The organism is Streptomyces sp. SID11385, assembly GCF_010548245.1.
Taxonomy (GTDB): Bacteria; Actinomycetota; Actinomycetes; order Streptomycetales; family Streptomycetaceae; genus Streptomyces.
On sequence record NZ_JAAGLR010000489.1, the window covers coordinates 1 to 861 of the forward strand.

General features: G+C 79.4%; 1 pseudogene. It reads left to right on the forward strand.

Annotated features, from left to right (window positions below):
* Window positions 1–697, forward strand: a pseudogene (locus G3I42_RS14755) (hypothetical protein); the annotation flags it as partial.
* Window positions 698–861: the final 164 nt, after the last annotated feature.

Genomic DNA, 861 nt, shown 5'->3' on the forward strand with positions numbered 1-861 from the left:
CGCGCGGTGGTGGCCGGTGGGGGAGGACGGGGACGGCGCGGGGGCGGGGACGCCCGTGGAGGTGGGGGCGCTCGCGGGGGCGGGCGTGTGCGGTGAGGCGGGGGGCCGGGAAGAGGCCGGGGCGCGGGCCGAGCCGGGGATGCGGGCCGAGTCCGGCGTGGGGCGGGATGCCGCTTGGGCGGCGGCGGTCTCGCACCTCGGGCGGGGCCTCGCCGTCGCCGTCGATTACGCGCACTCCGCGCACACGCGCCCCGCCTTCGGGACGCTCACCGGGTTCCGCGCGGGCCGCGAGGTCGCCCCCGTACCGGACGGCACGACGGACCTCACCGCCCACGTGGCACTCGACGCCTGCGCCGCCGCGACCGCGCACCACGGCCCCGCGACGCTCACCCGCCAACGCGAGGCACTGCGCGTGCTCGGCCTCGCGGGGAGCAGACCGCCGCTCTCGCTCGCGAGCACCGACCCCGCCGCGTACGTCCGGGCCCTGGCGGGAGCCGGGGAAGCGGCCGAACTGACCGACCCGGCGGGGCTGGGCGGCTTCGGGTGGCTGCTCCAGGGGGTGGGGCTCGGGGCGGGCGAGGCGGCAGGGGACGTGGCGGGCGCGCGGGGGCTGGCGGCGCTGCTGGGTGGGGCTTCGGGGGGTGGGGCTTCGCGGGGCGGGGCTTCGCGGGGTGGGGGCGCGGGGCGGCGGGGGTGACCGGGGGAGGGGTGGCGGGGACCGGGCGGAGGGGCGCTTCTCCACCTTGGGGAGTACGGTGATCGCTCCCGGATCGACCCTTCGGTTGACCCCTCCCCCTCGTCCCCGTTCCTACGCTGGGCAACGTGCAGCGCCTCTACGACTTCATCCGCAGACACCCCTCG